This window comes from Collinsella sp. An271, from assembly GCF_002159695.1.
Lineage (GTDB): Bacteria > Actinomycetota > Coriobacteriia > Coriobacteriales > Coriobacteriaceae > Collinsella > Collinsella ihumii.
The window spans coordinates 122,211-146,603 of the sequence record NZ_NFJE01000007.1; the positions used below are offsets into that span (position 1 = coordinate 122,211).

Below are 24,393 nucleotides of genomic sequence, written 5' to 3' on the forward strand. Positions count from 1 at the left end.
GGGCCCGATCTCGATGACTCGAAACCGGACCCTCCCAACTCATGTCGATGATTGACTACACGATACCAATCGATGCCAAGAAGACGCAGAAGAACGAGTTGATGAACGGGAAGATAGCTCCCAGGATGAACTCGTGGATATAACCGCGCTTGTAGTCGAGGTTGGTGTAGTTCAGGCGGTTGATGGCCGAGCCGTTGTAGGGCATGGAGTCCAGGCCGTAGCAGGACACGGCGACAACACGGTGCACGATGTCGGGGTTGATGCCCATGTCGACGAAGCGCTGAGCGAACAGGTTCAGGGCGATGGCCTCGCCGCCGGAGGCGGAGCCGGTGATGCCGGCAACGAGGTTGGTGGCCAGGCAGAGCTGGATGAGCGGGGTGCCCGGGATGGCGTTCAGGTTGTCGACGACGTACTGGAAGCCGGGGGCGAGCTCAACGGCAGCGCCGAAGCCGACGACCGCGGAGACGTTCATGATGGACTTCATCGTGGAGGTGCAGCCGGCGCCAAGCGTCTTGCCGATGTTCTGGAACTTGTTGAAGTACAGGGCATAGCAGACCAGGCAGCCGATGGTCAGCGAGATCCACGGATCGTAGTCGACGAGGATGACGTTCATGCAGACCAGCAGCACGATGGAGGGCAGCAGGGCCTTGATGAACTCCCAGTTGGAGCAGGTGTCACCCAGGATGGAGGTATCGAGCTCGCTGGAGTTCTCCTCCATAAGCTTACCGGTGGGCAGGTAGCCCTCGCCGCGACGCTCGTTGCGACGCAGGACGAACCAGATGTACCAGGCGCCGAACACGATGCAGGTGAGCGTGGTGACGATGGCCAGGAGCGGAGCCGCAGTGGCCTCGGTGCCCAGGTAGCTCATGGGCATGAGGTTCTGGACGGACGGGGAGCCCGGCAGAATAGCGGTCCACATGGAGCCGCCGTAGACGGCGACGGCGATGACGAAGTGCCAAGGAATGTCCATCTTCTTGAAGATCTCGCGGCAGATCGGCGCGATGGTGAAGATGACAACGAAGCCGGAGACGCCGCCGAAGGACAGGATGGCGGTGATGAGGGACAGGCCCATGATGACCAGGTACTTGGACATCATGTCGTTCTTGCCGCCGCCCAGACGCTGGGCGACGTCGCCGATCTTGATGGCGATCTTCTGAGCGGCACCGCAGTCGCCCAACATGGCGCCCAGGATGCACGCGGGCAGGAAGAGCAAGAAGTTGCTCTGCGAGAAGCCGGCGAAGTCCTCAGAGTAGGCACCGGCCATGTTCTCCAGGATCTCTGCGGGACCCATGCTCGAGAACGCGAAGACGATGATTGCCGACACGGGGCCGACGACCAGAATAGGAAGACCCTTGATCGAAGCGATGATCAGGAAGGCCATGGCTACGAGAATGCCAATCAGACTAAGAAGTCCTGCATCCATACTCTTTCCTCCTTACAGATGCATGCGTTGGAACTAGATGTGTTCTCCCCCTCTCCTTTCTCTCCATCAGGGTACGCAGCACACAACTCGATCACGTCGGGCAGACTGGCAGCCGACGGCCCGCACCTCGTTGCGCCCACGTGCGCCCAAAACTAAAGCACCGATACACTCGCTCATCCTGCTGCCTGCGGCCTGTACGGACCGAGGAAGCGAAAGACCGGGCATATCGCCGCTCGCTTGCTTATGGAGAAATGATGAGCTAACCCGCATACCCTTTTAAGAGTCCAAATACCATCGCTTGAGCAGGTGAATTGGCCGTTTGGTGGTACAGAAAACATTTTTTAGACATTGACACACCGATAGAGTAAAGCGCGTAGAGAAAGCTGCCTTTATATGGAAAGGAGCTGGTATATGGCCGCATCGCTGTACGTCAAGATCAACGAGATCGACAACGTCGGCATCGCGCTGCACGACATCGCAGCCGGCACCGACGTGGGCGGCGGGGTCATCGCGCAAAGCGATATCCCCCAGGCGCACAAGATCGCGTTGACCGACATCCCCAAGGGCGGCAACGTCGTCCGCTACGGCGTGGTCCTCGGTTACGCCAAGCAGGACACCCCTGCGGGCACGTGGATCAACGAGACGTCGCTCGACCTCCCCACCCCTCCCCCGCTCGACGAGATGGAGTGGGGCACCAACATCGTGACCGATCTGCCCACCCCGCCGGTCACCACCTGGGAGGGCTACGCGCCCGTCGAGCCCGGCGGCTACGGCGGCACGCGCAACTACCTGGGCATCCAGACCACGGTGCAGTGCGCCGCCGGCGTGGTGAACAAGGCCGTCGAGCGCATCAAGCGCGACATCCTGCCCAAGTACCCCAACGTGGACGGCGTCGTGGCGGTTAGCCATGCGTACGGCTGCGGCGTCGCCATCAACGCGACGGACGCCTACATCCCCAAGCGCATCATCCGCAACATCGCCAAGCACCCCAACTTCGGCGGCGAGTTCATGCTCGTGGGCCTCGGGTGCGAGAAGTTCTCGCCCGAGATGTTCTGCGAGGACCGTCCCGAGGACAACAACCCCGACAACGTCATCATCCTTCAGGACTGCCATGGTTTTGAGGACATGATGGACAAGATCTGCGCCATGGCCGAGACCAAGCTCAAGCGCCTGAATGAGCGCCGTCGCGTCACGCTGCCGCTGTCCGACCTGCTGATCGGCGCGCAGTGCGGCGGATCCGACGCCTTCTCCGGCGTGGCCTCGAACCCCTCGATCGGCTACTGTGTCGACCTTTTGGTCGCCGGCGGCGGCACGGCCATGTTCTCCGAGGTCACCGAGGTGCGCGACGGCGTGTACCTGCTTGCCCACCGCTGCGTGGACGAGCCGACCGAGAAGAAGCTCGCAGCCGAGATGCGCTGGTACGACGAGTATCTGGACCGCGGCGGCGCCGACCGCTCCGCGAACCCCACGCCCGGCAACAAGAAGGGCGGCCTGTCCAACATCGTCGAGAAGGCCATGGGCTCGATCGCCAAGTCCGGCCGCTCCCCCATCGTCGAGGTCCTCTCGCCGGGCGAGCGCCCCACCAAGCACGGCCTCATCTACGCCGCCACCCCGGCGAGCGACCTGTGCTGCGGTCCCTGCCAGCTCGCCAGCGGCATGGGCGCCGAGCTATTCACGACCGGCCGCGGCACCCCCTACTCGCTGGCCGCCGCACCCGTCCTCAAGGTCTGCTCGCGCAGCGAGGTCGCCGCGCAGTGGCCCGACCTCATCGACGTCAACGCCGGCCCCGTGTCGAGCGGCGAGCGCACCATCGAGGAGGTCGGCACTGAGCTGTTCTTGCTGCTGCTCGACGTGGTGAGCGGTCGCAAGAAATCGCACGCCGAAGAGCACGGCCTCGCGAACGATCTGTGCGTCTTCAATCCCGCGCCCATTACCTAATGATCTATGAAGGCATGCGTCGGGTACCATAAGGCGTGCGCCTTCAGCGCCAGATCGCATGCCATGTACGAATTCCGATGGGGGCCGTCCGCACGGAGGGCCCCCTCTCCTCATGAGGAAGCGCTATGAACCTCGATCCGCAGATTGCCGAGAGCATCGTCACCAATCTCAAGGACGTCATCAACCACGAGATCAATCTCTTCGACACCACCGGGACCATCATCGCCAGCACGGTGCGCTCGCGCATCGGCACGAGCCATGACGGCGCCCGCCTGGCGATCAAGACCAAGCAGACGGTCACCATCGACAACGAGCACGAGTTCAAGGGCGCCAAGCACGGCATCAACGTGCCCGTCGTCTTCAACGACTCCGTCGTCGCCGTCATCGGCATCACGGGCGAGCGCGCCGAGGTCGAGCCGTTCGGCGTCGTCATCAAGAAGATGACCGAGATCCTCATCCGCGAGAACTGGGACCAGGCCGTCCAGTACGACCGCCGCTCGCGCGTGCAGAACCTCGTCAATATGCTCAAGCTCAAGCATCACGACGAGGAGCTCGTCGCCTACTACGCCTCGTTTCTGCGCATCGACCTGAACCGCCCGCGCATCGTCGTGGTGGGCCGCGTCGAGACCGACGAGGTGCCCGACTACGACGCGCTGTTCGCCATGATGCACGCGCGCTTCCAGCAGCTGCAGACGAGCTTCTTCGCGTTCTCCGAGCGCGAGCTGTGCCTGTATATCGACACGCGCGACGAGCGCGCCCTGCCCGGCCTGCTCGAGGGCATCCGCGACGATGCCCAGCGCCTGCTGCGCCTGCCCGTGCGCTTCGGCATCGGCATGGCGGCCGAGTCGTGCTCCGACTACTGGCGCAGCTACGAGGAGGCCTGCCGCGCCCTCGAGTGGAACGAGTTCGCCCAGGAGGGGTTCACCCAGCGTTACGACAGCATGGACCTGGGCCTTGTGGTCTCCTCCATTCCGCGCGACGACGCCCAGCGCCTGGTCGACCACGTGTTCAGCGGCTTATCCGACGAGGAGGTCGACTCCTTCCAGGTCGTGTTCGAGGCCTATGCCCGCCACAACGGCAGCATCGTCCACTGTGCCGACGAGCTGTTCCTGCACAAGAACACGCTGCAGAACCGCCTGAACAAGATCGCCGACAAGACGGGCTACAACCCGCGCAAGCTCTCCGGCTTCGCCGTTTTGACCATGGCGTTCCTGCTGCGCCGCTACATCCGCCGCCAGTAGAGCGCGACCGTCGAGCCCAGCCTTCGCCCTCCCGTCCCGCATGGGACAGGAGGGCTTTTTTTCTGCGCCCGGAGCCTCCGCCGTGCAAATTCGGGGACGTACCTTCCGCGTGCATGTTTGCAAATTCGGGGACACCCCTTGAGCGCGTGCTTCTGCACGCCGATGGGGCGTCCCCCATGTGTAAACCTCCGTCTGGCCCGTGGATACGGATGCTCCGGCGGAGGTTTTCACAAAAAAGCGCGGGCTGAACATCGGAATCCTGCGGAAATGCCGATATGGAATGGATTGAAACGCGCCTGGCCCCAGCCAATCCATCAAGGGGTGTCCCCGATTTGCATAAATGCACCCCCAAGGTACGTCCCCAATTTGCAAAAGTGCACGCGGAAGGTACGTCCCCGAATTTGCACTTATTCGGGATGAAAAAGGCCCCGAGGGCGATTCCTCGGGGCCTTGTCGTCAGCGGGTATGTAGGACCCAGATGATGCTAGTCGTTCTTCTCGACCGCACGCATGATGGCCTTGTAGATCTCCATGATCGGGATGATCAGGAAGGCGAGGCCGATGGCGCAGGCAAGCGCCTCGAGCGGCAGCTCCATGAAGCCGAACATCACGGCCAGCGGGTGGAACTCGACGACCACGACGGTGAGGATGAGCGCGAGCAGCGCAGCACCCCACAGCCACTTGTTCTGCTTGGGCATGCTGAACAGCGACGCGCGGCGGCTGCGCATGTTGAAGCAGTGGAAGATCTCGACCATCGACAGGGTGATGAACGCCATGGTGACGCCCTCTTCATCGGCGGTGCCGGCGATCATGTCGGCGATGTCGATGTAGCCCATGTCGAAGTACACGCCCACGAAGAAGCTCGCAAGCACGAGGATGGTGATGATGACGCCCTGGAATACGATGTCGATGCCCATGCCGCCGGCGAACACGCCATCGGTGGCGTTACGCGGCTTGCGCTTCATGATGTCGCCCTCGGCCTCTTCCATACCGAGCGCGAGCGCCGGGAAGCAGTCCGTGATCAGGTTGATCCACAGCAGCTGGACGGGCTGGAAGATGGTGAAGCCCACGAGCGTCGCCACGAAGACCGAAAGCACCTCGGCGATGTTGGCGGACAGCAGGAACTGGATGACCTTGCGGATGTTGTCGTAGATACGACGGCCTTCCTCCACCGCGTTGATGATGGTGGCGAAGTTGTCGTCGGCGAGCACCATGTCGGCGACGTTCTTGGTGACGTCGGTACCGGTGATGCCCATGCCCACGCCGATGTCGGCGCGCTTGATGGACGGAGCGTCGTTCACGCCGTCGCCGGTCATGGCGACGATCTTATCGCGGCTCTTCCAGGCGTCGACGATGCGCGCCTTGTGCTCGGGCTGGACGCGCGCGTACACGCTGTACTCGGTGACCTTCTCCTTGAAGTCCTCGTCGGAGATCTTGTCGAGCTGGGAGCCGGTGATGGCCTGGCTGGCGTCCTCGCAGATGCCCAGGTTCTTCGCGATGGCCACGGCGGTGTCGATGTGGTCGCCCGTGATCATGACGGGACGGATGCCGGCCTCCTTGGCCTCGGCGATGGCCGGGGCGACCTCAGGACGCTCGGGGTCGATCATGCCGGACAGGCCCACGAAGGTGAGGTCGTGCTCGAGGGCCTCGGGGCTGCAGTCGGCGGGCTGCTCGTCGTGCATGCGGACGGCGGAGGCCAGAACGCGGAGCGCCTGGTTGGCCATCTCCTTGTTGGCGGCCATGATCTTCTCGCGGCGCGCGTCGGTCATGGGCTCGACGGAGCCGTCGGCGTTCATGACCTGGGTGCAGCGGCCGAGCACCACGTCGGGGCCGCCCTTGGTGTACTGCTCGAAGGTGCCCTCGGGGGTCTTGACCACGACGGACATCATCTTGCGGCCGGAGTCGAACGGGGCCTCGCCCACACGCGGGTACTTGGCGGCGTTGCCACCCTCATAGAAGCCGAGCTTGGCAGCATCGTTCACGAGCGCGCACTCGGTCGGCTCGCCCACGGACTCGCCGGCCTCGTGATCCCACTTGGCGTCGGAGCACAGGGCCATAGCACGGACGTGCAGGTCGTCGGGACCCTCGACCTCGTGCTTGATGACGGTCATCTTGTTCTGGGTCAGCGTGCCGGTCTTGTCGGAGCAGATGATCTGGGTGCAGCCGAGCGTCTCGACGGCGGTCATCTTGCGGATGATGGCCTGGCGCTTGGACATCTTGGTGACGCCCATGGACAGCACGATGGTGACGACGGCGACGAGGCCCTCGGGGATGGCGGCGACGGCGAGCGACACGGCGACCATGAAGGTGTCGAGGATCATCTCGGGGTTGCTTCCGAGCTCACCGCCGTGACGGAGAAGGTCGACGGCGAAGATGACCACGCAGATGCCGAGCACGAGCTTGGTCAGGATGCCGGACAGCTCGTTCAGCTTGATCTGCAGCGGCGTGAGCTCCTTCTTGGCGGTGGTCAGCGCATCGGCGATCTTGCCCATCTCGGTCTTCATGCCGGTAGCGGCAACAACGGCGGTACCGCGGCCGTACACCACGGTGGAGCCCATGTAGCACATGTTCTTGCGGTCGCCCAGCGGCACGTCGTCGGTGCCCTCAGCAAGCACGATGGGATCGGTGTGCTTCTCGACCGGGACGGACTCGCCGGTGAGCGCGGCCTCCTCGATCTTCATGGATGCGCTCTCGATGATGCGGCAGTCCGCGGGCACGGAGTCGCCGGCCTCGAGCAGCACGATGTCGCCGGGGACCAAATCGGCGCTCGGCAGGTGCTCCAGCTTGCCGTCGCGGATGACCTTGGACTGCGCGGCGCTCATCTCCTGCAGGGCGGCAAGCGCCTGCTCGGACTTGGCCTCCTGGACCACGCCCAGCACGGAGTTGATGACGACGACGGTCAGGATGATGATGACGTCGGCCCACTCGGGCTCACCCTGAATGGTGCCCGTGATGGCAGAGATCGCCGCAGCGACGATAAGCATGATGACCATGGGGTCTGCCATCTGCTCGAAGAAGCGCTTCCACAGCGGGGTCTTCTCCTCTTCATCGAGCTTGTTGGGACCGAACTCGCCGAGGCGCTGCTGCGCCACGGCTGCAGTAAGGCCCGTTTCGGCATTCGAGGACTGTGCGGCAAGCACATCCTCTGCCGAAGCCAGGTACTCTTTCTCCATACCTTTCTTCCTCCTGGGTGTCGTGCCAACCAACAGGTTGAAGCCCGATCATAATTCCCCAGGAGCGCGGGGCAAGGGCCCTTCAAGGCTGCCATGTTAGCTGGCGTCTTGCAATGACTAGCAATAATACCCTATAACGACGGTATTAAGCCTACAGACTGGCCTTTGAAAAGGCCATGTTACAAATTGCGAGAAATATCAGCGAGAGCTGAGCGCCCATTGGTCTGCGTACCATATTGTGAAGAAAAAGGGACAGTCCCTATCGTTTCACGGTGAAACGATAGGGACTGTCCCTTTTTCTTCACTGACGCGCAAAAACGGGAGGCCCGAGCAGGGCCTCCCGTGCACATCGGAGCGCACATGCGCGAACGCGCTATGCGTCCTTCTCGACCGCGCGCATGATGACCTTGTAGATCTCGACCAGCGGAATGATCAGGAAACCGAGCACGAGCGCGGTAATCATACCGCGCGGCTCGAGCGCGGTCACGCCGAAGAAGATCTCGGCCAGCGGGTCGAACTCGACCACGACGAGCGTCAGGATGAGCGCGAGGATCGCGGCGCCCCACAGCCACTTGTTCTGCTTCTTCATATGGAAGATGGAGGCGCGGCGGCTGCGCATGTTGAAGCAATGGAAGATCTCGACCATGTTGAGCGTGATGAACGCCATCATGACGCCTTCCTCGTCGGCGGTGCCCGCCATCATGTTGGCGATGTCGATGGTGCCCATGTCGAAGTACACGCCGCAGAAGAAGCTCGCGAGCACCAGCACGGTGATGATCAGACCCTGGACGACCGTGTCGAGGCCCATGTGCCCGGCGAACACGCCGTCGGTGGCGTTACGCGGCTTGCGGCGCATGATGTCGCCCTCGGCCTCCTCCATGCCCAGCGCGAGCGCCGGGAAGCAGTCGGTGACGAGGTTGACCCACAGCAGCTGGATGGGCTGGAACAGCGTGAAGCCGATGATGGTCGCCGCGAACACCGAGAACACCTCGGCCAGGTTCGCGGACAACAGGAACTGGATGACCTTGCGGATGTTGTCGTAAATGCGGCGTCCCTCTTCGCACGCGTTGATGATCGTGGCGAAGTTGTCGTCGGCGAGCACCATGTCGGCGACGTTCTTGGTGACGTCGGTGCCGGTGATGCCCATGCCGATGCCGATGTTCGCATGCTTGATGGACGGGGCGTCGTTCACGCCGTCGCCGGTCATGGCGACGATCTTGTTCTTGGACTTCCACGCCTCGACGATACGGGTCTTGTGCTCGGGCTGGACGCGCGCGTACACGCCGTACTTCTCGATCTGGGAGTCGAGCTCCGCGTCGGACATCTTGTCGATCTCGGCGCCCGTGATGGCCTGGCTGCGGTCGGTGACGATACCGAGGTTCTTGGCGATGGCCACGGCGGTGTCGATGTGGTCGCCCGTGATCATGACGGTGCGGATGCCGGCGCCATGGGCCTCCTTGATGGCCGGGGCCACCTCGGGTCGCTCGGGGTCGATCATGCCGGACAGGCCGCAGAACACGAGATCGTGCTCGAGCGCCTCTGCCGAGCAGTCCGCCGGCTTCTCCGCATAGGTGCGGCTCGCGAGCGCGAGCACGCGCAGGGCCTCGTCGGCCATGGCCTTGTTGGCGGCCAGCAGCTCCTCGCGGCGCGCCTCGGTCATGGGCACGATCTTGTCGCCGTCGTAAACCTGGGTGCACAGGTTCAGCACGACGTCGGGAGCGCCCTTGGTGTACTGCTCGAAGGAGCCGTCGGCCTCCTGGACCACGACGGACATCATCTTGCGGCCGGAGTCGAACGGGGCCTCGCCCACGCGCGGGTGCTCGATATCGAGCCCCTGCATGCCGGCCTTGCCCGCATCGTTCACGAGCGCGCACTCGGTCGGCTCGCCCACGGCCTCGCCGGCCTCCTCGTCCCACTTGGCGTCGGAGCACAGGGCCATGCCGGCAAGCAGCTTCTCCTCGGAGGAGGCGAGCTCGTGCTTGACGACCGTCATCTTGTTCTGGGTCAGCGTGCCGGTCTTGTCGGAGCAGATGACCTGCGTGCAGCCGAGCGTCTCGACCGCGGACAGGTTGCGGATGATCGCCTGGCGCTTGGCCATCTTGGTCACGCCGATGGACAGCACGATGGTGACGACGGCCACGAGGCCCTCGGGGATGGCCGCGACGGCGAGCGACACGGCGACCATGAAGGTGTCGAGCAGCATCTGCGGCTCGGAGGCGACGTTGCCGATGCCGGAGCGCAGCAGGTCGACCGCGAAGATGACCACGCAGATGACGATGACCATGATGGTCAGGATCTTCGACAGCTCGGCGAGCTTCATCTGCAGCGGCGTGAGCTCCTCTTTGGCCTCGGTCAGGGCGCCGGCGATCTTGCCCATCTCGGTCTTCATGCCGGTACCGACCACCACAGCGCGGCCGCGGCCGTAGACCACGGTGGAGCCCATGTAGCACATGTTCTTGCGGTCGCCCAGCGGCACGTCGTCGACACCTGCCTCGAGCACGATGGCATCCGCGTGCTTCTCGACCGGGACGGACTCGCCGGTGAGCGCGGCCTCCTCGATCTTCATGGACGCGCTCTCGAGCACACGGCAGTCGGCAGGCACCGAGTCGCCCGCCTCGAGCAGCACCACGTCGCCCGGAACGAGCTCGGACGAATGCAGCATGGTCATCTTGCCGTCGCGGATGACCTTGGACTGCGCGGCGCTCATCTCCTGCAGGGCCTCGAGCGCCTCTTCGGACTTGGCCTCCTGGATCACGCCGAGCGCGGAGTTGATGATGACGACCGCCATGATGATGACGACGTCCGCCCACTCCGACTCGCCCTGGATCATGCCCGTGACCGCCGAGATGACGGCGGCGACGATAAGCATGATGACCATGGGGTCCGCCATCTGCTGAAAGAAGCGGATCCACAGCGGCGTCTTCTCCTCTTCGTCCAGCTTGTTGGGACCGAACTGCGACAGGCGCTGTTGGGCCACGCTTGCCGTAAGACCGGTTTCGGCATTCGAGGCTTGCTCCTCGAGCACCTCCTCGGCCGAAGCTAAGTATTCCTTCTGCATACTTTGCTTCTCCCCTCTTGGGAACACGTGCTGGCCAGCAGATTTTGCCCGATCTTAATTCCCCGTGAGAAGGGGCAAGGGCCTCTAGAGGCTGCGTACCGGCCAGCGGCTTACAACAAACAAAAGTGTAGCGCCCCTCTACACAATTTATACATGTTCTACGCAAACGGTCGATATTCGGCGCAGGCGCTCAGGCCGGCGACTTGTCAACCGCGTATGGATGTCGCCACATGCGCGGCGGACCAATAAACGCACTAAATTGGTATGGAGAACCTTGTGCGCGCCCTTTCCATCCCGTAGGCTCCCCTCGAGCACGTTCGGAAAACCAGGAGCTTCTCGTTTGTGGAATCGTTCTCGTAAAACTTGTGTGATGACTCAGAGATGATGCATCCCTTGCGTTCCTGTGAGTGATTTTCTTCTATAATACGCGCTGGTAATTCGTTTTATCAGCGCACTCTTACCGTCAGATGGAGGTCTGAATGTACAAGCGCACGAAGATCGTATGCACCATGGGTCCTGCCTGCGACAGCGACGAGACCCTCCGCGAGATGATCAAGGCGGGCATGAACGTCGCCCGCTTCAACTTCTCGCACGGCTCCTATGAGGAGCATCACGAGCGCATCGAGCGCGTCCGCCGCATCTCCCGCGAGCTCGGTATCCCCGTGGGCATCCTGCTCGACACCAAGGGCCCCGAGGTCCGCACCGGCCTGCTCAAGGATCACGCCAAGATCACCGTTCACGAGGGCGACAAGATCATCGTGACCGCGCAGCCCACCTCCGAGGACTGGCTCGGCGACGAAACCCACATCTCCCTTGACTACCTTGACCTCCCCTCCGAGGCCGAGGCCGGCTCCCTCATCCTGATCGATGACGGCCTGGTCGCCCTCGAGGTCGAGTCCATCGACGGCCAGGACATGCACTGCGTCGTCAAGAACACCGGCGAGATCGGCGAGCGCAAGGGCGTCAACATCCCCAACGTCGAGATCGGCCTGCCCGCCATCACCGACCGTGACCGCGAGGACATCCTGTTCGGCATCAAGGAGAACATCGACTACATCGCCGCCTCCTTCATCCGCAACGCCCAGGCTGTCGAGGAGATCCGTCACCTCTGCCGCCTGAACGGTGGCGAGCACGTCACGATCTTCCCCAAGATCGAGTGCGCGCTGGGCGTCCAGAACTTCGACGACATCCTCGAGGCATCCGACGGCATCATGGTCGCCCGCGGCGACCTGGGCATCGAGATCGCTCCCGAGCTCGTGCCGCACATCCAGAAGGAGATCATCGCCAAGTGCAACGCGGCCTACAAGCCCGTCATCACCGCGACCCAGATGCTCGACTCCATGCAGCACAACCCGCGCCCGACCCGCGCCGAGGTCGCCGACGTCGCGAACGCCATCTATGACGGCACCGACGCCGTCATGCTCTCCGGCGAGACCGCTGCCGGCCAGTACCCGGTCGAGGCCGTCAAGATGCAGGCCCACATCGCGCACGAGACCGAGAAGCACCTTCCCGTCCACGCGCAGCTCAAGGCCCCCGAGAACGCGCATGGCACCCGCGTCATCAACAACGTCGTGGGTATGTCCGCTGTGAACATGGCCACCGTCGTGGGCGCCAAGTGCATCACCGTCCCCACCACCACCGGCCGCACCGCGCGCCTGATCTCCCACTTCCGTCCGAACGTGCCCATCTGCGCGTTCTCCCGTCACGAGTGGGCCGTTCAGCAGATGATCATGTACTGGGGCGTTGATCCGCACCTGGCCGCCATCACGCAGGGCACCGTCAACGGCACCATCATCAAGGCGATCGAGACCGCCAAGGAGCTCGGCTACGTCAAGGAAGGCGACCTCACCGTTGCCACCGCTGGCGATCCGCGCATGTCCATCCACCTCGACGGCAAGGCGACATCCACCAACGTGGCCTACGTCGCGCAGGTGCGCTAACGCCGGCTCCCGGCTTTTTGCCACACGCCCGCCCTTTTGACAGCTTGCATACCCCCGTCTATATATGTAGGCGGGGGTATTCTTTTACTCTTGTACCATGTGATGCATAGGTTCCATTTGGTACTCATCATATTATTTTGCTTTCTTTTATAGTTTTTACTTAACTTGTGATATTCTGGTCGCATGAAAAGACTTTATGCGACAGACAAAACGGCACTTGAGCTCATCCGTTTGGGCGCCATGCCGCGCGACTACGCATCGATTGCGCTCGCGCCGGCCGATATGCTCGATGCGGCAAGCAACGCGCGCGACATCAAGCAGCTTGTCGAACGCTCGGACACTATTGCCCGACTCACGACACCCTACATGGTGCTGGTCCCCGAACATGCACATCGGCGCAACTCCAAGCTCATTACCTGCCGAGCACTCTCTGCGAGCATCACGGAGCCCTATCTTGTCAGCATCGATGAAGACTGCCTGTGCGTGACACCCGAGCTGCTGTTCATCCTGTATAGCCAGAAGCATTCTCTCGCGACGAGCGTCCAGCTTGGACTGGAGCTGTGCGGGACCTATACGCTGCCCGCCTTTTCCGATAACGAATGCTTTACTACATATGACCTGCCCGTCTTGACGACCGCAAAGTCTATTCGGGAGTTTATTGCGCGCAATCCGGGCATATACGGCGCAAAACGGGCAAAGCGGTTTGCGCGCATCTTGCGGGACGGGTCCGCCTCACCTATGGAAACCGTACTGTTCTTGCTGCTCTGTCTGCCCGTATCCGAGGGTGGCTACGGCCTTCCCTTGCCGGAGTTCAACGCCGACCTGCCGGTTATCCAGTATCTGGGATCGATGCATGTCCCTCAAATCCGCTACGGGGACCTGGTCTATCGGGCCGCGCACGTCGTATTGGAATACCAGAGCAGCGAGCATCACGCAGGAGTAGAGAAGAGGGAGTCAGACGAGGATCGTCGCGACGACATCGAGGCGACCGGCTACACCGTGATGTTCATCACGCCGTCGCGCATTAAGGATTTCGACCGTTTTGAGGCAGTCGTGCAGCGGCTCGCACGCTATCTGGGGGTAGATTTCTCGCGCTGCGAGCCCGGACGGAGCGCATCGCGTCTCGCGCTGAGACAGCTCTTGCTGCCCGAATCTTGGACTGAATAGAATTCTTATAAACGTGCAGGTATCGGAAATTCTTTTGTATAAAAAACCGTTTTGAGCAAAACCTGCAAAGATGGAGGGTTGAGTTTGGTGCGATTTTAGAGTGCCATTTCTCCCTATGCGCCATATCCCTCAACAAACGCCCAGTTGAATCCTGCGGTTTTGTTGAGGGGTGTGGCACCTGTGGGCGAGGGGCACTCAAAAATCGCACCAAACTCGATATTCATGGATTTTGGGCCGCCCCGGAGTGGCAGCGCGCACGGGCGCAGCGGCTACAGACGCTCTTCGAGGGCGCGATCGGTCGTGTCCAGGACCTCCGCGAAGGTGGTTTCGAAGAAATCCTCGGTGAGCAGCTGATAGGGAGCGTGGTCGGGAGCCCCGTTGGTGCGCACGATCTCGTGCGCCACCACGATGGCGTCGTGCACGTGCTCGCGCGCGATCGGATATTGGGGAAACTCGGCTGCGGCCTGCAGCAGCGCAGGCGTCTCCCGCGGAATCGAGACGATGGGCAGCATCTTGCCGAACCCGTCGAAATCTCCCTGCTTCTTGATACGGAACTGCTCGCTCGGCTTGCCGCCGTGCGCATCCAGAAACTCGTTGACGCGGGTGTTCCACAGGTTGTCTGCAACCAGGTGCGCCCAGGTGCCGAGCAGATAATCGAAAAGGGTGCGCTCGGGCCGTGGCGCGGAAGCGCTCTCGCACCGATCCCGTTCGACCGCGGATGCATCCTGCTGCCCCTCGAAACGCTGGGGGAAGTGGATGCGGTCTATGGCCTCGCGCTCCTCGACGATACTCATCGGCCGCACGAGCGCGCAGCTGCGGTCCTCGTCCGACAGCAGGGCGGCCTGCGGAACGACATAGGTGTCCCAGAACTCGCGCTCACGCGGCTTGGGAATGAACGCGGGCGCGGCAAAATGCGTGGACCGGTACGGAATGGGCTTGCCGATGCCGGGAACCATATACCCCACCATGATGTCGGGCACGAGGTTGCCAAACAAAAACGCGTTCGCGTCTCGAACCGTGCGGGCCACCGCACCGCCGCGCTCAAGCAGGCGCTCGGCCTCGGCGATATGAATGTTCCAGCTGGGCATAGGGTGCGCATCCTCCAAACGAACAAGGGTCCGCGCCAGGCACGGACCCCCTCAGTATAAAAGACCAATGCGTCAACGCGCCGCGGCGATAGTTAAGATCTGACCTCGCCGCCCGTGGCCTTGCAGACCTTCGCCACGAGCTTGGAGTGGGCACGCTCGACCTCCTCAGACGTGAGCGTATGGTCGTCGGAACGATACGTCAGAGCGAACGCCATGGACTTCTTGCCCTCGCCCACGCGCACCGGGTCGCGGTACACGTCGAACAGGCGCACGTCGGACAGCAGCTTGCCGCCGGCGCTTACGATACGACGCTCCAGATCCTCGCAGGTCACGCCCTCATCGACGACGATAGCCAGATCGTGCTCCACGCTCGGGAAGCTCGAGAACTCGTGGTAGGCCTCCTGGTTGCGGGCACCGCGCAGCAGGGCCTCGAAGTTGAGCTCGAAGGCGACCACAGGAAGATCGATGTCCATGGCCTCGCGTGCATCGGGGTGGATCTCGCCGACCCAGCCGAGCACGGTGCCGCCGGACAGCACCTCGGCGCCGCGACCGGGCTGCAAGAACGCGTAGCCCTCGCCCTCGGCGGGACGGAAGCGCACCTTCTCGACACGCAACTGGGCAAGCAGCTCCTCGACCACGCCCTTGCCGTCGAAGAAGCGCAGCGGCGCGAACTTCTGGTTCCACGTCACGTCGCCCATGGCGCCGGACAGCACGCCGGCGACGCTCACGTTCTCCTTGGGCTTGCTGGCGTTCTCGCGGCCATGGAACAGGCGGCCGATCTCGTAGAGCTGCACGTTGGCGATACCGTGGGCCTCGTTATAGGCCACGGAGCGCAGCAGGCCCGGCAGCAGCGAGCGGCGCATCTCGGTCTGCTCGGCGATCAGCGGGTCCATGAGCACGACGGGAAGACCGCGGCCCTCCTCCGACATGCCGATCTTCTTGAGGTCATCGGCCGCGGCAAAGGCGAAGGTCGTGGTCTCGTTCAGGCCGCAGGCGCGCAGAATCTGGCCGATCTTGCGGGTGAGATGCTGCTCGCGCGTCAGGCCGCCGATGTGGTTCTTGGCGGCAGGGATGGTCGCCTCGACGCGGTCCATGCCCCACAGGCGCAAGATCTCCTCGATAAGGTCGATCTCGCGCGGCAGGTCGGGGCGGAAGCTCGGCGGCACGACGCGAAACGCCTGCTCGTCGCCCTCGCGCACGCGAGACACCGTGCAGCCCAGGCGGGTCAGGGCGCGCTCGATGAACTCGGGATCGATGTCCGCGCCGCAGATAGCGTGCACGCGCGCGAGGCGCAGCGTGAGCTCGGGCTGCTGCTTGGGCGCGGGATAGAGGTCCACGTAGCCCGGAGCGACCTCGCCGCCGGCGAGCTCCTCGATCAGCGCGCACGTGATGTTGGCCACGTCCACGCAGCCGGTCTCGTCAACCTGGCGCTCGAAGCGGATGGACGCGTCAGAGATCAGGGACAGGTCGCGGCTCGTGTGCGAGGTGCGGCCGGCATCGAAGCAGGCGCTCTCGACCATCACGTCGACGGTGTCGTCCTCGATCTCGGAATCCATGCCGCCCATGACGCCGGCCAGCGCCACGGGGCGCTCGCCGTCGGTGATGAGGCTCATGCCCGCAGATAGCGTGCGCTCGACGCCGTCGAGCGTGGTGAACGTCTCGCCCTCGCGCGCGGCGCGCACCACGACGGAGCGCTTGCCGTCGCGCTCGGCGAACGTGGACAGATCGAACGCGTGCAGCGGCTGGCCGGTAAGCATCATCACGTAGTTCGTGATGTCGACGATGTTGTTGTGCGGGCGGATGCCGAGCGCGTTCAGGCGCTGGACCATCCAGTCAGGGCTGGGGCCGACCTTCACGTTGCGGACGATGCGCGCGACGTAGCGGCTGCACATGCCCTCCCCGTCGAAGGCGACCGAGATCTCGTCGGCGGTCGGACGGCCAACCTCCTCTTTGATCTGGGGGTACTCGACATGGTAGTCGCGGTCGTAGATGGCGCCGACCTCGCGCGCCATGCCCACCATGGACAGGCAGTCGGGGCGGTTCGGCGTGATCTCGCAGTCCAGCACGGTCTCGGAAGTGCCCTGGTACTGGGCGAACGGCACGCCCACGGGCGCGTCGGGCGGCAGGATCATGATGCCGGAATGGTCGCCGGACAGGCCCAGCTCGCGTGCGGAGCAGTTCATGCCGAACGACACCACGCCGCGCAGCTTGGACTTCTTGATCTTGACGCCGCCGGGCAGCTCCGCACCGATCAGGGCGGTCACGATGTGATCGCCCTCGTTGAAGTTCTGGGCGCCGCACACGATCTGCAGCGGCTCGGGCGCGCCGTCCTCGCCGAGATTGAACTCGCCCACATCGACCTTGGTGACCCACATATGGTCGGAATCGGGATGGGGCTCTTTGGAAACCACCTGGGCAGTGACGACATGGTCGAAGGACTCGCCCACCGTATCAACGGACTCCACCTCGGTGCCCGTGCGAATGAACTCGGCGACGAGATCGGCCGGATCGGACGGCAGCTCGATCATCTCGCCCAACCAACTATAAGGAACGCGCATTGCGATTTCTCCTTTATGACATGTAGAACGGTTTCGGCTTTCGCATGAACGGTCTCGAACGGGCGCGACGCCCAGGGCGTCGCCCGGGACCGGCTTGGGAGGGCTTCCCTAGAACTGATTCAGGAAGCGCATGTCTCCCGTCATCAGCGTGCGGAGGTCGGGCAGGTCGTAACGGAGCGCCGCCACGCGCTCGACGCCGATGCCGAAGGCGAAGCCGGAATAGCGCTCGGGATCGATGCCGCAGTTCACGAGCACGTTGGGGTCGACCATGCCGCAGCCCAGAATCTCGATCCAGCCGGAATGCTTGCAGAAGCTGCAGCCCTCGCCGTGGCACACACCGCAGCTCACGTCGACCTCGCAGGAGGGCTCGGTGAACGGGAAGAAGTGCGGACGGTAGCGCGTCTTGCGCTCGGAACCGAACATGCACTTGACGAAGTAGTCGAGCGTGCCCTTGAGGTCGCCGAACGTGATGCCCTCGTCCACCACAAGGCCCTCGACCTGGTTGAACTGCGGCAGATGGCAGGCGTCGGGGGTGTCGGGGCGGTAGACCGTGCCCGGGGCGATCATGTAGATGGGTGGCTTCTGCTCCTCCATGGTGTGCACCTGCACGCCCGAGGTCTGGGTGCGCAGCAGCACGTCGGACTCGCCGTGCGCGTGCGCCTCGGCGTGGGCGCAGGTGCCGGGCGCGTTGTCGACCACGTAGAACGTGTCGCGCGCGCTGCGGCTGGGATGGTCCATCGGCGCGTTCAGCGCGGTGAAGTTGTAGAAGGTCGTCTCCACGTGCGGACCGTCCTCGACCGTGTAGCCGATGCCGCAGAAGACGTCCTCGATCTCCTCGATGATCTGGTTGATGAGGTGCTGATGGCCGATCTTGGGGCGCGCGCCGGGCAGGGTCACGTCAACGGCCTCGGTCGCCATCAGGGCACTTATGGCCTCGCGCTTGAGCGCGCCGCCGCGGCGCTCCAGCAGGCTCTCGGCCAGACGGCGCAGCTCGTTGGCGCGCTTGCCGAGCACAGGGCGCTCCTCGGGAGCCACCTTGCCCATCATGTGCATGACCGAGGTGATCTCGCCCTTGCGGCCGAGCAGCGCCACGCGCGCCTGCTCGAGCGCATCGACCGTCACGGCGCCCTCGATCATCTCCTTTGCCTTGGCTTCGAGCTGGTCAAGGTCTTCAATCAGACTCATGAAACATCCCTTCTCAATAAAAAACCGTCCTTGCACGTGGGGAAACCCCGTGTGCAAGGACGGACAGATCCGCGGTACCACCTTGTTTGGCTGCCGGTTGTCGCGCCCGGCATACCCTCTTTTGCCCGATATCGCCCGGGCGGGCGGCTTCCCTACTCAGCTGCCGTGTTCTGGCGCGTCCGTTCAGGTCGCTGCTCGGGAGTGAACGCTGTGTCCTTGCCCACGCAGGAAGGCTTTCAGCCGGTGACCTTCCCTCTCTCTGCGGGACGCGGCGGGCACAACCCTCTCCGTCAACGCGTTGAGGGCAAGGATAGCACAAGCGCTTGCCGCAAACCCGCGCAAGCGCACATTCCACGCTTTTCGGCGCTTTTTGGGACGGGGCCCGGGGATGCGGCCGACCGGATGCTTACCGGTGTTTTGCCATAGGCTTACGAAGCCGATACAGCTACACTTGTTGGAACACTCAATCGCACGGAGGATGAGGAGAACGCGATGGGAAAGGCAAAGATCAACACCCACAAGCTGGGCAAGAAGCTGCGAAAGCTCGAGCGCAAGCTGTGGACCTACGAGTACCTGCTCAAGATAAGCGAGTTCGACGGCGCCACCGTGGCACCCGAGAACGGCGCCGCGGCTCGCGGTGAGGCCCTGGGCACGCTCGCCGCCGCCCATCACAAGCTGCTCACGAGCGACAAGGCCGTCGAGCTCGTCCGCGCGCTCGAGAAGGCGGCCGCCAAAGACAAGATCACCGGCCAGCTCGCCGACGAGGTCCGCGTGCTCGCGCGCGACCAGCGCGAAGCGCTCGTCATCCCCACCGAGGAAGAAGAGGCCTGGACCCGCCTGATCTGCGAGGCGGATGCCGTGTGGCACAAGGCGAAGGCGGCCAACGACTGGGCGTCGTTCGAACCCTACGTCGACCGCATCGTCAAGACCTGCAAGCGCCATGCGGGCTATCTCGATCCCACGCGCGACCCCTATGACGTGCTGCTCGACCAGTACGAGCGCGGGCTCACCTCCCAGGCCTTCGACGCGTTTTGCGACCAGGTGCGCGCAACCGTCGTCCCACTCGTGCACGCCATCGTGGAGCACGGCGTGCAGCCCAACGCCTCGTTCCTCCGGGCGCGCATCCCCGAATCCATCCAGAAGGCGATCTCGTTCGACCTGATCGACCTGGTGGGCATCGACCGCGCCGACACCGCGCTCGCCTTCACCGAGCACCCCTTCTCCGAGGGCTTCGCAGTCGGCGACGCGCGCATCGCCACGCATATCTACGAGGACAACGTCATCTCGAACGTCTACTCCATCATCCACGAGGCGGGCCACGCCATCTACGAGCTGGGCGTCGACGAGGCCTACGCCTACACCTGCCTGGCGGGCGGCACGTCCATGGGCATCCACGAAAGCCAGTCGCGTTTCTTCGAGAACACCGTCGGCCGCAGCCGCGCGTTCATGGGCCCGCTGCTGCAGATCCTGCGCCGCCGCATCCCCGCCATCTACGACAGCGTCTCCGAGGAGGAGCTGTACCGCGCCGTCAACATCGCGGAGCCCTCGCTCATCCGCACCGAGGCCGACGAGCTCACCTACCCGCTGCACATCATGATCCGCTACGAGATCGAGCGGAAGCTGTTCTCCGGCGAGGCGACGGCGCGCGACATCCCGGGCCTCTGGGACGAGCTGACCATGAAGTACCTGGGTATCGAGGTGCCCGACGACGCGCACGGCTGCCTGCAGGACACGCACTGGTCGGGCGGCAGCTTCGGCTACTTCCCCACCTACGCGCTGGGCAGCGCCTACGACGCGCAGTATGCGCCGGCCATGGCGAGCGCCGGCATCGACCTGGAGGCGGCGTGCGCCTCGGGCGACCTGGCACCGGTGCGTGCATGGCTCGAGCAGAACATCTGGCGCTGGGGCCGCGGCAAGGATGCGCCCGAGCTCATCGAGAACGCCTGCGGCGCGCCGTTCGACGCGACGTATTACTGCGACTACCTCGCCAAGAAGTTCGGCGCGCTCTACGCGCTGTAATGTCTGCGTTTCGATTTTGACGCGGGCGCGCCGCAGAGGAACCTCCCTGCGGCGCGCCCGCGTTTTTCATGGGCGCACTTGATGGGCAGCGCGGGCCGTCCGCCTCGCTCGCGCCATACCGCCTCTCGGCACCGTCCGGCACCGTCCGATACCTCGCCGCCCTCCTTTATCCCAAGCTTGCGATTCCCCTGCGCCCGGATGGGGTATCCTGCCTGTAAGTTCATCCGTCGAAAGGAAACGCCATGTTCGGCTTCATCCTCATCGCCGTGCTCGTCCTGCTCATCATCAGCATCGCGACAGGCAACCTGTTCTTCGTGGTCAAGCAGCAGCACGCCGTCATCATCGAGCGCCTGGGCAAGTTCAACCGCATCGTCGGCGCGGGCTTCCACGCCAAGATCCCCTTCATCGACCGCAAGGCGGCCACGGTGAGCCTGCGCACCATGAAAAACGGCTTCGATATCGACGTCAAGACCGAGGACAACGTCACCATCGGCCTCGAGGTCTCCGCGCAGTACCACGTGAGCTACGAGCTCGGCAACGCGCCGCAGGAATCCGGCGTGTACAAGAGCTACTACATGCTGCAGCAGCCCGTCGCCCAGATGCGCGACTTCATCACCGACGCCCTGCGCAGCTCCATCCCCGTCTACACCCTCGACGAGGTCTTCGCCAAGAAGGACGACATCGCCAAGGACGTGAACGCCACCGTCTCCGAGCAGATGGCGGCCTACGGCTTCACGCTCGTCTCGACGCTCATCACCAAGATCGCTCTGCCCGCTGAGGTCGAGAACTCCATGAACCAGATCAACGCCGCCCAGCGCACCAAAGCCGCGGCGCAGGACCTGGCCGAAGCCGACCGCATCCGTCGCGTCACGGAGGCCAAGGCGGAGGCGGAGGCCATGGAGCAGGCGGGCGAGGGCATCGCCAACCAGCGCAAGGCCATCGCGCTGGGCATCAAGGACTCGCTGGAGATCATCCAGGAGACCGGCGTGGGCAACGACGAGGCGAACCTGCTGTTCATGTTCACGCAATGGACCGAGATGATGAACGAGTTCGCCAAGAGCGGCAAGAGCTCCACCGTGGTGCTGCCGAGCGATTTCCGCCAGTCGGCGAGCATGTTCGAGCAGATGATCGCGGCAGGTGAGGCTAACGACGCCGGCAACGTGCCGCCGGTGACGCCTGAGGGCTAGCGGCTCGCCCCGCTCGCGCAATGGGTCATTTGGGGACGGGTTCGTTCCAACCCATTGGCCTTGACCCCACACGCTCGCAACGCAAAGGCGCCCCGTCCGGATCGCTTTCCGGACGGGGCGCCTTACTGTACCGCGTGTGCTCGGAGAACTCTACAGATTGCCCTCGCGCGCATCCTGGCAGGTCGGGGTCACGCGCATCTGGAGCTCGCCGGCCGCATCGGAGGGAACCGTGATCGTGTAGGTCACCGTGCAGCTCTCCTCGTCATACAGGTCGAGCATGCCGTACGTGACGTTCAGCCCGTTGTAGGTGCCTTCCTTCATGGTCATGTCGGCCTGGCCGTTCACCTGCACGTTCACATCGGAGATGGTGCCGCCTGCCGGTGCGAACAGGTAGACGATGTAGCGCTCGAGCGGCACGAGCTGGATCGAGCCGTCGTCCATCCACTTGTTAACACCCACGTACCCAGGCAGATTGGCCGCCTCCGCCTCGGTGCAGGTGTTGGCGATGTCGACCGTGACGTCGTAGGTCGTGGTGCCGTCGCCGCGCTTCATGCCCGAGGAGACGTCCACGTTGAGGTCGAGGTACCAGTCCATCTTGGAATAGCCCACGTTGTTGAGGTAGACGCCGGCCTCCGGGACGCCGTCGACGTCGCCCGCGTCAGGCAGCTCGTTGGCGATGCCCATGTCCTCGATCGCCTGCTCCTCGTCCGCGTCCTCCATCCAGACGATAAAGCGCCCCTCGTCGCAGCCGCGCGCGAAGACCTGCACGAGTCCGGCCATGTCGGCCTCGCCGATGCCGGACAGGATGCGGTCGAAGGCGGCCTGCGCCACGCTCGCGAAGATGGCGTCGGACTCCTCCTGGGGGTAGTTCCAGTACACGTCGTGCATGAGGACGGTCGCCGCGTTCGTGCCGTCCACGGCCGTGCCGTCGGGTAGCGTCACGCCGCCGACGAGCCCGAGCAGGTACTGGAGGAACACCGGGTCGAGCGCGATGACGCCGTCGACGTGCTGACCCATGCCGGCCTCCCACAGCTGGCCGATGATGGAGGCGGCGCGTGGGAAATCGGGGATCATGGTGGCGTCGCCCGTCACCTTACCCACGTTGCCGGTCATCTTGTTGAACAGGTTATTCTCTTCGTCGGTAAGCAGGACCTGTTGGTCATCGGACACGCGCAGCGAACCGCGGAAATCGCCGATCTCCATCTGGCCGTCCGTGATCGTGATGACGCCCTGGGAGCCGCCCAGGCCACCGTTCGCGCGGATCTCGACGTTGTTCTGCGCCATGACGAGGTAGCTGCGGGTGCCTTGCGCGCCCAGCATGGCGGGCAGCACGGGCGAGAGGCTCTCGCTCGCCTTGACTGCGCCGTCGAGCACCGCGAAGCCGTCCTTGGCGGTCTCGACGAGCTCGGTCACCTGCGCGACGTGCGTGTCGCCGATCGCCTGCACGCGCCCGTTCGCGCTCCCGAGGACCTCGGCGCTGTCGGCCAGCGCGTCCACGACGGCGCAGACGGCCGACACGTTGATGCTGCCGTCGGCGAACAGCCTGCCCGGCGTGGCGCCGGCGAGCTGCTCGGCCATGGGCACGAGGGCGTCCGCGGACACCTCGGACAGCACCGAGACGAGCTCGCGGGCGGCCGACACGTCGGAGCCGACCACGGGGATGACGGAGGCCGCGGCCCAGAGGGGACCGGAGGTCTCGGCCTCGATGTCGGCGCACAGCGCCTGGAGGCGCGCCGCGTCGTCGGGCAGCGTCGAGAACTCGCCGGAGGTGACCTTGCCCTTCACCGAGTTGACGATGCCCACGGCCTCGCCCGCGCGGTCGCGCACGGACAGCGCGGAGCGCGCGAGCAGGGCGCCCGAGACGCCGAGCGCGACCACGAGCAGGACGACGACGGCGATGATGGCGCGGCGGATGCGGCGGCGACGGCGGCTGTGGCGGCGCTTGACGAGTCCGTCGTCGGTGCGCGAGCCGGCGTCCTCGCCGTAGGGCAGGCCGAAGTCGTAGAACTCGGCGCGCTCCCCGGAGGGCGCCCCCTGGAAGGCGGTCGGCTCCGAGGCGGCGCTCCCCCGCTCGGTCTCGATGCGGCCGACCGGCTCGGTGTAGGGGCCGTCCTGCGGCGCGGCGCCCTGCGCGGGACCGGCGGCGCCGGGGCGCGGACCGGGCGCGCCCCGCGTCTGGGCCTGCTCGCGGCTCTTCGCCGCGAGTGCGATGAACTGCATGGTGTCCTGCGATGCGCCCGCGCCGGACCCGGCGGCCGCGCGACGGCGCGGTGGCCGCTGCGGACCGCTGCCGTTCATGTCGTTCGAATCTGCCATATCGTCTCCTTGTATCGCACGCACGAGTGCGTCTGTATTCGCCCTTGAAAGTATAGTTTATGCAAACTTGCAGCTACTAAACTCCAAATGAGCTACAAGGG

At 64.1% G+C, this 24,393-nt stretch carries 13 protein-coding genes; 6 read left to right on the forward strand and 7 right to left on the reverse strand.

Going from position 1 to position 24,393, the window contains the following annotated elements; genetic code table 11:
- Positions 1-55 precede the first annotated feature (55 nt).
- Complete coding sequence (locus B5F74_RS07800; protein ID WP_087201425.1) at positions 56-1,423, reverse strand: GntP family permease; 1,368 nt, start codon at positions 1,421-1,423, stop codon at positions 56-58.
- A gap of 411 nt (positions 1,424-1,834) precedes the next feature.
- Here B5F74_RS07800 and B5F74_RS07805 point away from each other — a divergent pair, with 411 nt between their 5' ends.
- Together B5F74_RS07805 and B5F74_RS07810 are read left to right on the forward strand one after the other, a co-directional pair.
- Entirely contained in the window at positions 1,835-3,361 is a 1,527-nt protein-coding gene (locus tag B5F74_RS07805; RefSeq protein WP_087201426.1) for a UxaA family hydrolase, read from the forward strand.
- Positions 3,362-3,486: 125 nt separating this feature from the next.
- Positions 3,487-4,602: a sugar diacid recognition domain-containing protein gene (locus B5F74_RS07810; protein ID WP_087201428.1), complete on the forward strand. Its 1,116-nt coding sequence runs from the start codon at positions 3,487-3,489 to the stop codon at positions 4,600-4,602.
- Positions 4,603-5,086: 484 nt separating this feature from the next.
- On the opposite strand, the gene B5F74_RS07815 is transcribed toward B5F74_RS07810, so the two are convergent.
- Both B5F74_RS07815 and B5F74_RS07820 read right to left on the reverse strand, forming a co-directional pair.
- Positions 5,087-7,774 (reverse strand): cation-translocating P-type ATPase, encoded by a 2,688-nt coding sequence (locus tag B5F74_RS07815; protein WP_087201430.1) that lies wholly within the window; start codon positions 7,772-7,774, stop codon positions 5,087-5,089.
- Positions 7,775-8,147: 373 nt separating this feature from the next.
- Positions 8,148-10,832 (reverse strand): cation-translocating P-type ATPase, encoded by a 2,685-nt coding sequence (locus B5F74_RS07820; RefSeq protein WP_087201432.1) that lies wholly within the window; start codon positions 10,830-10,832, stop codon positions 8,148-8,150.
- Between the two features lie 479 nt (positions 10,833-11,311).
- Here B5F74_RS07820 and pyk point away from each other — a divergent pair, with 479 nt between their 5' ends.
- Positions 11,312-12,772, forward strand: a complete 1,461-nt coding sequence (gene pyk / locus B5F74_RS07825; protein ID WP_066830194.1) for a pyruvate kinase — start codon at positions 11,312-11,314, stop codon at positions 12,770-12,772.
- A gap of 183 nt (positions 12,773-12,955) precedes the next feature.
- Complete coding sequence (locus B5F74_RS07830) at positions 12,956-13,939, forward strand: hypothetical protein (RefSeq protein ID WP_087201434.1); 984 nt, start codon at positions 12,956-12,958, stop codon at positions 13,937-13,939.
- Between the two features lie 269 nt (positions 13,940-14,208).
- Here the strand turns inward: B5F74_RS07830 and B5F74_RS07835 are convergent, their stop codons facing one another.
- The 3 genes from B5F74_RS07835 to pheS all read right to left on the reverse strand — a co-directional run bounded on the left by B5F74_RS07835 (position 14,209) and on the right by pheS (position 18,770).
- Positions 14,209-15,027, reverse strand: coding sequence for a hypothetical protein (locus B5F74_RS07835; RefSeq protein ID WP_087201437.1), 819 nt, complete (start codon positions 15,025-15,027; stop codon positions 14,209-14,211).
- 92 nt (positions 15,028-15,119) lie between these two features.
- Positions 15,120-17,585, reverse strand: coding sequence for a phenylalanine--tRNA ligase subunit beta (gene pheT / locus B5F74_RS07840; RefSeq protein ID WP_087201439.1), 2,466 nt, complete (start codon positions 17,583-17,585; stop codon positions 15,120-15,122).
- A 108-nt stretch (positions 17,586-17,693) separates the two neighbouring features.
- Positions 17,694-18,770, reverse strand: a complete 1,077-nt coding sequence (gene pheS, locus B5F74_RS07845) for a phenylalanine--tRNA ligase subunit alpha (protein WP_087201443.1) — start codon at positions 18,768-18,770, stop codon at positions 17,694-17,696.
- A gap of 492 nt (positions 18,771-19,262) precedes the next feature.
- Between pheS and B5F74_RS07850 the strand changes: the two genes are divergently transcribed.
- Together B5F74_RS07850 and B5F74_RS07855 are read left to right on the forward strand one after the other, a co-directional pair.
- Complete coding sequence (locus B5F74_RS07850) at positions 19,263-20,789, forward strand: carboxypeptidase M32 (protein WP_087201445.1); 1,527 nt, start codon at positions 19,263-19,265, stop codon at positions 20,787-20,789.
- A gap of 242 nt (positions 20,790-21,031) precedes the next feature.
- The gene (locus tag B5F74_RS07855) at positions 21,032-21,976 is read left to right on the forward strand and encodes an SPFH domain-containing protein (RefSeq protein WP_066830210.1); all 945 of its coding nucleotides are present in this window, start codon (positions 21,032-21,034) and stop codon (positions 21,974-21,976) included.
- 150 nt (positions 21,977-22,126) lie between these two features.
- Here B5F74_RS07855 and B5F74_RS07860 read toward each other — a convergent pair whose 3' ends face one another.
- A complete protein-coding gene (locus tag B5F74_RS07860; protein ID WP_087201447.1) occupies positions 22,127-24,292 on the reverse strand; it encodes a DUF4012 domain-containing protein in 2,166 nt (721 codons plus the stop codon).
- Between the last annotated feature and the right edge of the window lie 101 nt (positions 24,293-24,393).

Coding starts and splice junctions, on each gene's coding strand:
- pyk (WP_066830194.1), top strand. CDS start 11,312: ATGTACAAGCGCACGAAGATCGTATGCACCATGGGTCCTGCCTGCGAC.
- B5F74_RS07830 (WP_087201434.1), top strand. CDS start 12,956: ATGAAAAGACTTTATGCGACAGACAAAACGGCACTTGAGCTCATCCGT.
- pheT (WP_087201439.1), bottom strand. CDS start 17,585: ATGCGCGTTCCTTATAGTTGGTTGGGCGAGATGATCGAGCTGCCGTCC.
- B5F74_RS07860 (WP_087201447.1), bottom strand. CDS start 24,292: ATGGCAGATTCGAACGACATGAACGGCAGCGGTCCGCAGCGGCCACCG.
- B5F74_RS07805 (WP_087201426.1), top strand. CDS start 1,835: ATGGCCGCATCGCTGTACGTCAAGATCAACGAGATCGACAACGTCGGC.
- pheS (WP_087201443.1), bottom strand. CDS start 18,770: ATGAGTCTGATTGAAGACCTTGACCAGCTCGAAGCCAAGGCAAAGGAG.
- B5F74_RS07850 (WP_087201445.1), top strand. CDS start 19,263: ATGGGAAAGGCAAAGATCAACACCCACAAGCTGGGCAAGAAGCTGCGA.
- B5F74_RS07810 (WP_087201428.1), top strand. CDS start 3,487: ATGAACCTCGATCCGCAGATTGCCGAGAGCATCGTCACCAATCTCAAG.
- B5F74_RS07800 (WP_087201425.1), bottom strand. CDS start 1,423: ATGGATGCAGGACTTCTTAGTCTGATTGGCATTCTCGTAGCCATGGCC.
- B5F74_RS07815 (WP_087201430.1), bottom strand. CDS start 7,774: ATGGAGAAAGAGTACCTGGCTTCGGCAGAGGATGTGCTTGCCGCACAG.
- B5F74_RS07835 (WP_087201437.1), bottom strand. CDS start 15,027: ATGCCCAGCTGGAACATTCATATCGCCGAGGCCGAGCGCCTGCTTGAG.
- B5F74_RS07820 (WP_087201432.1), bottom strand. CDS start 10,832: ATGCAGAAGGAATACTTAGCTTCGGCCGAGGAGGTGCTCGAGGAGCAA.
- B5F74_RS07855 (WP_066830210.1), top strand. CDS start 21,032: ATGTTCGGCTTCATCCTCATCGCCGTGCTCGTCCTGCTCATCATCAGC.